Raw genomic sequence first — 7,667 nt, 5'->3', positions numbered from 1 at the left:
CATATGCAGGTAGGGGTTTTGTCTTTCCGGCAATCCGAATCCGGATGATCGATCCCTTCGTCAAATCCCCCTCGAAGGGGCCTCTGCTTTCTATGCAATCTCTCCGGGCGTGGCTATCATGCCTGCCTCATTGTGTATCGAGATTGGCATGCTGAAGTTGTTAACACTCCTCAAGGATGGTCGATTTCATTCTGGCGAGGCCCTGGGGGCCGTACTGGGCGTAAGTCGCAGTGCGGTCTGGAAGCAATTGCAGCTTCTCGAGTCGGAGTTGAATCTGACTGTGTACAAGGTCCGCGGCCGGGGGTATCGGTTAGCCGAACCTTTATTGCTGCTCGATGCTGAAAAGATCGCATCCCTGGCTGTGAGAGAGCCTTGGCCTGCTGTTGTGCTTGATGACATTGATTCTACCAATGCCGAGGCCTTGCGCTTGGTTGCGGCTGGGCAGGCAGCGCCGTTCCTCGTGCTGGCCGAAAGGCAAAGCGCCGGTCGTGGTCGCCGTGGTCGTGCATGGTCGAGCCCGTTTGCTCAGAATCTCTACTACAGTCTTGTGCTGCGAGTAGAGGGTGGCATGCGCCAGCTCGAAGGGCTGAGTCTTGTCGTGGGGCTCGCTGTGAGGCAGACGCTGCTCGCCCTTGGCGTTGCTTCGGCGGGTCTCAAGTGGCCTAACGACGTTCTTGTGGATAACCGCAAGGTAGCCGGCATTCTCCTGGAGCTTGTCGGGGACCCTGCGGATGTCTGTCATGTCGTTCTTGGTATCGGTATCAATGTGAATATGCAGAGCGCCGATATCGACCAGGCATGGACCTCGTTGCATCTGGAAACGGGTCATATGATTGATCGTAACCGTCTCGCGGCGTTGCTTGGCGACAACCTGCGCATATACCTGGAGCGCCATCACCAGGAAGGCTTCTCGGCCCTGCAGTCGGAATGGGAGAGCGCACACCTCTGGCAGGGACGGCCCGTTTCCCTGATCGCGGGAAGCAATAGTGTTGATGGCGTCGTTTTGGGGGTTGATCATCAGGGCGCCTTGCGGCTGGATGTTGATGGTATTGAAAAGAGCTTCAGTGGTGGTGAGCTCAGCTTGAGGTTGCGTGATGATTCTTGAGCTCGATTGCGGAAACAGTTTTATCAAATGGCGAATTATCCGGCGGATTGACAAAGTGGTCATGGCTGGTGGGGTGGTCGACTCGGACAAGGCCTTGCTTCTTGCTGTTGAAAAGGAGGGGTTGTCTCCCAAGTGGTGTCGGTTGGTCAGCGTACGTACCGAGGATGAAACCAATGCCCTGGTTACAGCATTAAGGGCTGCGTTTTCTCTTGAAGTGAAAAAAGCCGGGCCGGCGCAGGAGCTGGCTGGCGTGCGCAATGGTTATGAAAACTTCGAGCGCCTGGGGCTGGATCGTTGGCTTGCTCTTTTGGGTGGTTACCATCTAGTGAGCTCGGCCTGCGTGGTCATTGACCTGGGTACCGCAGTGACTTCTGATTTTGTAAGTGCTGATGGAGAGCACCTGGGCGGTTTCATCTGTCCAGGGATGCCACTCATGCGCAACCAGCTACGAACCCATACGCGGAGAATCCGCTACGATGACGTGTCTGCCGAACAGGCTCTTTCCAGCCTGGCGCCTGGTCGCGCGACAGTGGAAGCGGTGGAGCGAGGGTGCACGCTAATGCTGCAAGGTTTCGTTCTCACTCAAGTCGAGCAGGCCAAGGCGCTGTGGGGTGACGATTTCACCTTGTTCATCACCGGGGGCGATGCCGCTCTGGTGAGTCGTGTGGTGCCGTCGGCTCGTTCTGTTCCCGATCTGGTGTTCGTCGGGCTCGCCATCGCTTGTCCGTTGGACTGAGGTGCATATGCGTTGGTTGTTTCTTCTTTTGCTGGTGTTGAATGTCTTCTATTACGTCTGGCATCAGCAGGAGGCGCCGCTCAAGGCGAAGGAAGTCGTTTCGCTGTCGTTGTACAAGGGAAGCCAGCAGGATATCCAGTTGTTGAGTGAGGCGCAGCAAGCCAGTCCGGAGAAAGGGTGTCTCTATCTCGGCGGGCTTGCTACCCCGGAGTTGCTCGAGTCGTTGCGTCAGCGTCTGGTTGCTTTGGATGTCGCCTCCAGGAAGGTGGTAGGAAAACTGATGGACAGCTCGGGCTGGTGGTTGCAGATCCGCCCTGAAAGCCGGCATTTGCTGGATGAAACCTTGGTCGGCAGTCTTTCTCGTGATTTCAATGACTTAAAGAGTAAAATAATGCAGTGCGAGGGTATTGCAACGGTCGAATAGTTTGCATAGAATGGCGCCCGCTTCACAGGGATAACCACTAGGTGGTGAGTCTGGGAAGTGACTGTCAAATTAGCTAACCTCAAGATTTTAAAGAGAAAAAGCTTGACAGTCGGACGGCAAAGATACAAAATGCCGACCACAGCTCAGGAGGGGTTCCCGAGCGGCCAAAGGGATCAGACTGTAAATCTGACGTCTACGACTTCGAAGGTTCGAATCCTTCCCCCTCCACCAGTTTAGCGAGAGCAGCAAGCTCCGCGGGTATAGTTTAGTGGTAGAACCTCAGCCTTCCAAGCTGATGATGCGGGTTCGATTCCCGCTACCCGCTCCAAGTTTGCTGCTGTTGCAAAATGTGTTTCGCTCTTGTAGCTCAGTTGGTAGAGCACACCCTTGGTAAGGGTGAGGTCAGCGGTTCAAGTCCGCTCAAGAGCTCCATCTAACAAGGCAGATATGAAAATATCTGCCTTTGTTTTAATGGTTGGTATCGCAGCTAAATTCTTCTGTTGGAGGATGGTATCGATGGCTAAGGAAAAGTTTGAACGTAACAAGCCGCACGTTAACGTCGGCACCATCGGTCATGTGGACCATGGCAAAACTACGTTGACCGCAGCGCTGACCCGCGTCTGTTCCGAAGTTTTCGGTTCTGCTGTTGTTGAGTTCGACAAGATCGACTCCGCTCCAGAAGAGAAGGCTCGTGGCATCACTATTAACACTGCTCACGTAGAGTACGACTCGAACGTTCGTCACTACGCTCACGTTGACTGCCCAGGTCACGCAGACTACGTGAAGAACATGATCACCGGTGCTGCCCAGATGGACGGCGCGATCCTGGTTTGCTCGGCCGCCGATGGTCCGATGCCGCAAACCCGTGAGCACATCCTGCTGTCCCGTCAGGTGGGCGTTCCTTACATCGTGGTCTTCCTGAACAAGGCTGACCTGGTAGACGACGCTGAGCTGCTGGAGCTGGTCGAGATGGAAGTTCGCGACCTGCTGTCCACCTATGACTTCCCAGGCGACGACACCCCGATCATCATCGGCTCGGCTCGTATGGCGCTGGAAGGCAAAGACGACAACGAAATGGGTACTACCGCTGTCAAGAAGCTGGTAGAGACTCTGGATGCCTACATTCCTGAGCCAGTTCGTGCCGTTGACCAGCCGTTCCTGATGCCGATCGAAGACGTATTCTCGATTTCGGGTCGTGGTACCGTTGTTACCGGTCGTATCGAGCGCGGTATCGTCCGTGTTCAGGATCCGCTGGAAATCGTTGGTCTGCGTGACACCGCCAGCACTACCTGCACCGGTGTCGAGATGTTCCGCAAGCTGCTGGACGAAGGTCGTGCTGGCGAGAACTGTGGCGTTCTGCTGCGTGGTACCAAGCGTGATGACGTTGAGCGTGGCCAGGTTCTGGTCAAGCCAGGTTCGGTCAAGCCGCACACCAAGTTCACCGCAGAAGTCTATGTTCTGAGCAAGGAAGAAGGCGGTCGTCACACTCCGTTCTTCAAAGGCTACCGTCCACAGTTCTACTTCCGTACCACTGACGTGACCGGTAACTGCGAACTGCCGGAAGGCGTAGAAATGGTAATGCCAGGCGATAACATTCAGATGACTGTTACCCTGATCAAGACCATCGCTATGGAGGACGGTCTGCGCTTCGCTATCCGTGAAGGCGGTCGTACCGTCGGCGCCGGCGTCGTAGCGAAGGTTATCGAATAAGTAGTTGATTTATCTCTATCAGGCCGGTATAGTGGCCGGCCTGATTAAGCTTTTAGGTCAGTAGCTCAATTGGCAGAGCGACGGTCTCCAAAACCGTAGGTTGGGGGTTCGATTCCCTCCTGACCTGCCAGATTCTCTCGTGTATCTGGCTTTCTTTTCACAGGATCCCACTGTATGACTTCCAAGTCTGAAGCCCAAGACTCTCGCTTTGATCTGCTCAAGTGGCTTGCTGTTGTTGCCTTGGTCGTTGTCGGGGTTGTAGGCAATCAGTATTACTCTGCTTCGCCAATCCTGTATCGCGTAATCGCCTTGCTCGCTCTCGCTGCTGCTGCTGCTTTCATTGCGCTGCAGACTGTCAAGGGCAAGTCGTTCTTTGCGTTGGCTAAGGAAGCTCGCGCCGAGATTCGTAAGGTCGTATGGCCAACCCGTCAGGAGACTACCCAGACCACTCTCATCGTGGTGGTCGTGGTGCTGGTCATGGCGTTGCTGCTGTGGGGTCTCGATTCCCTGCTCGGCTGGTTGATTTCCTTGATTGTTGGCTAAGGGTGTCCTGTGGCTAAGCGTTGGTATGTTGTGCATGCTTACTCGGGTTACGAGAAGCATGTAATGCGCTCGCTGATCGAGCGCGTGAAGCTGGCAGGCATGGAAGACGGCTTCGGCGAGATTCTGGTCCCCACTGAAGAAGTGGTGGAAATGCGTAATGGCCAGAAGCGCAAGAGCGAGCGTAAGTTCTTCCCTGGCTATGTGCTGGTCCAGATGGAAATGAACGAGGGTACCTGGCACTTGGTCAAGGACACTCCTCGTGTGATGGGTTTCATTGGCGGTACTGCCGATAAGCCTGCACCTATTACCGACAAAGAGGCCGAGGCCATCCTGCGTCGGGTCGCTGATGGTAGCGACAAGCCGAAGCCAAAAACCCTGTTTGAGCCGGGTGAGGTTGTTCGGGTTATCGATGGTCCGTTTGCTGATTTCAACGGTTCTGTCGAAGAGGTCAACTACGAAAAGAGTCGCCTGCAAGTTGCGGTACTCATTTTCGGTCGCTCTACTCCGGTAGAGCTCGAGTTCAGCCAGGTCGAAAAGGTCTAGTTGAGCGAAGCATCCCACACCCCGCAGCCTTGCGCTGCGGGGTTTTTTCGTCACCGGGATAAAACGCAAGCAAACCGGGGAGCCTTCTGGCGTTCGTACCCGATATTGGAGTAGCTCATGGCTAAGAAGATTCAGGCTTACATCAAGCTGCAAGTTAAGGCCGGCCAGGCCAACCCAAGCCCACCCGTTGGTCCAGCACTGGGTCAACACGGTGTGAACATCATGGAATTCTGCAAGGCCTTCAACGCCCGTACCCAGGGTCAAGAGCCAGGTCTGCCGACTCCTGTGATCATCACTGTCTACAGTGACCGCAGCTTCACTTTCGAAACCAAAAGCACCCCTGCTTCGGTTCTGCTGAAGAAGGCCGCCGGCCTGACCAGCGGTTCGGCACGTCCGAACACCGTTAAAGTCGGTACTGTGACCCGTGCTCAGCTGGAAGAGATCGCCAAGACCAAGTCTGCCGATCTGACCGCTGCTGACCTGGATGCAGCCGTGCGTACCATCGCCGGTTCTGCTCGCAGCATGGGCCTCAACGTGGAGGGTGTGTAATGGCTAAGCTGACCAAGCGCCAAAAGGCCATCGCTTCCAAAGTGGAAGCTGGCAAAGTCTACAACTTCGAAGAAGCAGCAACCCTGCTGGCTGAACTGTCCGCTGTGAAGTTCACCGAGTCCTTCGACGTTGCTGTCAACCTCGGCGTTGACCCACGTAAATCCGACCAGGTCGTTCGTAGCGCTACCGTGCTGCCACACGGCACTGGCAAGACTGTACGTGTTGCCGTCTTCACCCAGGGTCCAGCTGCTGAAGCCGCTCTGGCTGCCGGCGCTGACCGCGTAGGTATGGACGATCTGGCTGCCGAAATGAAAGGCGGCGACCTGAACTATGACGTCGTCATCGCTTCCCCGGATGCCATGCGCGTTGTAGGTCAACTGGGTCAGGTTCTGGGTCCTCGCGGCCTGATGCCTAACCCGAAAGTCGGTACCGTAACTCCAGACGTCGCCACCGCAGTCAAGAACGCCAAGGCTGGTCAGGTTCGTTATCGCACCGACAAAAACGGTATCATCCACACCTCCGTTGGCAAAGTCGGCTTCGAAGCTGGCAAGCTGAAGGAAAACGTTGAAGCCCTGATCGCTGACCTGAAGCGTATCAAGCCAGCTTCCTCGAAAGGTATCTATGTCAAGCGCGTTACCCTGAGCACCACCATGGGCCCAGGTCTGGTCATCGACCAGAGCTCGCTGAACGCTTAAGAAAACGCTGGGCCGAGTAATCGGCCTGACGTTGAAAAATTGGGGTCCCTGCCTGGCGGGGGCTATCCAAGACCGTAGGCGGCGCAAGCCTTAAACCTCAAGCCTACGCAGATGGTGCTCCCGATTCGTTACCGAATCAGACACCAAAACGACATCCGGCTCCGGCTGGATGAAACGGTAAAAACCAGGAGTAAACCCGTGGCAATTAAACTCGAAGACAAGAAGGCCATCGTCGCTGAAGTCAACGAGGCTGCCAAAGTCGCTCTGTCCGCTGTCGTGGCCGATGCCCGTGGTGTGACTGTAGGCGCGATGACCGGACTCCGTAAAGAGGCCCGCGAAGCTGGCGTTTACGTACGTGTCGTACGTAACACCCTGCTCAAGCGCGCTGTTGAAGGTACCGAATTCTCGGTGCTGAACGACGCGTTCAAAGGCCCGACCCTGATTGCTTTCTCGAACGAACACCCGGGCGCTGCTGCTCGTCTGTTCAAAGAGTTCGCCAAGGGTCAGGACAAGTTCGAGATCAAGGCAGCTGCGTTCGACGGCAAGTTCCTTGCCGCTAACCAGATCGACGTGCTGGCAACCCTGCCAACTCGCGACGAGGCTATCGCACAGCTGATGAGCGTAATCCAAGGTGCAACCAGCAAGCTGGCTCGTACCCTGGCAGCTCTGCGCGACCAGAAAGAAGCTGCTGCTGCCTAAGGCACCGGCGTCTCTTTCGAAATCAAACGTTTAATTTGATGGCCGCGTAGGCTATCCCCCAATACAGGAATTCATAGTCATGTCTCTGACTAACGAGCAAATCATCGAAGCGATCGGCCAGAAAACCGTTCTGGAAATTGTTGAACTGATCAAAGCGATGGAAGAAACCTTCGGCGTTACCGCCGCTGCCGCTGTTGCCGCTGGCCCAGCTGCTGGCGCTGCTGCTGCCGTTGAAGAGCAAACCGAGTTCAACGTTGTTCTGGCCGCTGCTGGCGACAAGAAAGTCAACGTGATCAAGGCTGTTCGTGAACTGACCGGCCTGGGCCTGAAGGAAGCCAAAGAGAAAGTCGACGGCGCTCCTCAAACCCTGCTGGAAGGCGTTTCGAAAGAAGCCGCTGAAGACGCGAAGAAGAAGCTGGAAGAAGCAGGCGCACAAGTCGAAGTCAAGTAATTTCGACCTTGCGACTCCAGCCCGAGCGTTAAGCAAACGGCTGAGGCTGGTGGCTATTGCCACCGGCCTTTTTCCGTTATTGGTAGTCAACCCGGTTGACGCTGATGACGAGCGGTATCCACCACGAACGGTGGCGCAAACCAAGGGGTTTGCAAGATTTTCTGGTTGCTCCCGCCGGGAGGAGCCAAACAAGCAGGTGACCAAGCTGGGGA

At 55.6% G+C, this 7,667-nt stretch carries 10 protein-coding genes and 4 tRNA genes; all 14 read left to right on the top strand.

Annotated elements, in window-relative coordinates; all coding sequences use genetic code 11:
• The first annotated feature begins 148 nt into the window (after nucleotides 1-148).
• The 14 genes from birA to rplL all read left to right on the top strand — a co-directional run bounded on the left by birA (nucleotide 149) and on the right by rplL (nucleotide 7,455).
• Entirely contained in the window at nucleotides 149-1,105 is a 957-nt protein-coding gene (gene birA / locus N7650_RS17945) for a bifunctional biotin--[acetyl-CoA-carboxylase] ligase/biotin operon repressor BirA (protein WP_279899347.1), read from the top strand.
• The gene (locus N7650_RS17940) at nucleotides 1,095-1,841 is read left to right on the top strand and encodes a pantothenate kinase (RefSeq protein ID WP_279899346.1); all 747 of its coding nucleotides are present in this window, start codon (nucleotides 1,095-1,097) and stop codon (nucleotides 1,839-1,841) included. Before birA ends, N7650_RS17940 begins: the two co-directional genes overlap by 11 nt.
• 7 nt (nucleotides 1,842-1,848) lie before the next feature.
• The gene (locus N7650_RS17935; protein WP_009403211.1) at nucleotides 1,849-2,265 is read left to right on the top strand and encodes a hypothetical protein; all 417 of its coding nucleotides are present in this window, start codon (nucleotides 1,849-1,851) and stop codon (nucleotides 2,263-2,265) included.
• A gap of 146 nt (nucleotides 2,266-2,411) precedes the next feature.
• A tRNA-Tyr gene (locus N7650_RS17930) sits at nucleotides 2,412-2,496 on the top strand.
• 23 nt (nucleotides 2,497-2,519) lie between these two features.
• Nucleotides 2,520-2,593 (top strand) — tRNA-Gly (locus N7650_RS17925).
• A 28-nt stretch (nucleotides 2,594-2,621) separates the two neighbouring features.
• Nucleotides 2,622-2,697 (top strand) — tRNA-Thr (locus N7650_RS17920).
• 84 nt (nucleotides 2,698-2,781) lie between these two features.
• Entirely contained in the window at nucleotides 2,782-3,975 is a 1,194-nt protein-coding gene (gene tuf / locus N7650_RS17915) for an elongation factor Tu (RefSeq protein WP_279899344.1), read from the top strand.
• Nucleotides 3,976-4,029: 54 nt separating this feature from the next.
• Nucleotides 4,030-4,105, top strand: a tRNA-Trp gene (locus N7650_RS17910).
• Between the two features lie 44 nt (nucleotides 4,106-4,149).
• Entirely contained in the window at nucleotides 4,150-4,518 is a 369-nt protein-coding gene (secE, locus tag N7650_RS17905; RefSeq protein WP_279899342.1) for a preprotein translocase subunit SecE, read from the top strand.
• A 9-nt stretch (nucleotides 4,519-4,527) separates the two neighbouring features.
• Complete coding sequence (gene nusG / locus N7650_RS17900; RefSeq protein WP_003255501.1) at nucleotides 4,528-5,061, top strand: transcription termination/antitermination protein NusG; 534 nt, start codon at nucleotides 4,528-4,530, stop codon at nucleotides 5,059-5,061.
• A gap of 117 nt (nucleotides 5,062-5,178) precedes the next feature.
• On the top strand, nucleotides 5,179-5,610 hold the full coding sequence (gene rplK, locus N7650_RS17895; RefSeq protein WP_009397375.1) for a 50S ribosomal protein L11: 432 nt from the start codon (nucleotides 5,179-5,181) through the stop codon (nucleotides 5,608-5,610).
• Complete coding sequence (gene rplA, locus N7650_RS17890) at nucleotides 5,610-6,305, top strand: 50S ribosomal protein L1 (RefSeq protein ID WP_009397371.1); 696 nt, start codon at nucleotides 5,610-5,612, stop codon at nucleotides 6,303-6,305. Before rplK ends, rplA begins: the two co-directional genes overlap by 1 nt.
• 198 nt (nucleotides 6,306-6,503) lie before the next feature.
• Nucleotides 6,504-7,004, top strand: coding sequence for a 50S ribosomal protein L10 (gene rplJ, locus N7650_RS17885; RefSeq protein ID WP_009397369.1), 501 nt, complete (start codon nucleotides 6,504-6,506; stop codon nucleotides 7,002-7,004).
• Nucleotides 7,005-7,083: 79 nt separating this feature from the next.
• Nucleotides 7,084-7,455 (top strand): 50S ribosomal protein L7/L12, encoded by a 372-nt coding sequence (gene rplL / locus N7650_RS17880; protein WP_009397366.1) that lies wholly within the window; start codon nucleotides 7,084-7,086, stop codon nucleotides 7,453-7,455.
• Nucleotides 7,456-7,667 lie beyond the last annotated feature (212 nt).

This window comes from Pseudomonas sp. GD04058, assembly GCF_029836855.1.
In the GTDB taxonomy this organism is placed as follows: domain Bacteria; phylum Pseudomonadota; class Gammaproteobacteria; order Pseudomonadales; family Pseudomonadaceae; genus Aquipseudomonas; species Aquipseudomonas bharatica.
The sequence above is the reverse complement of the archived record's forward strand: the minus strand, read 5'-3'. Positions and strand labels throughout refer to the sequence as shown.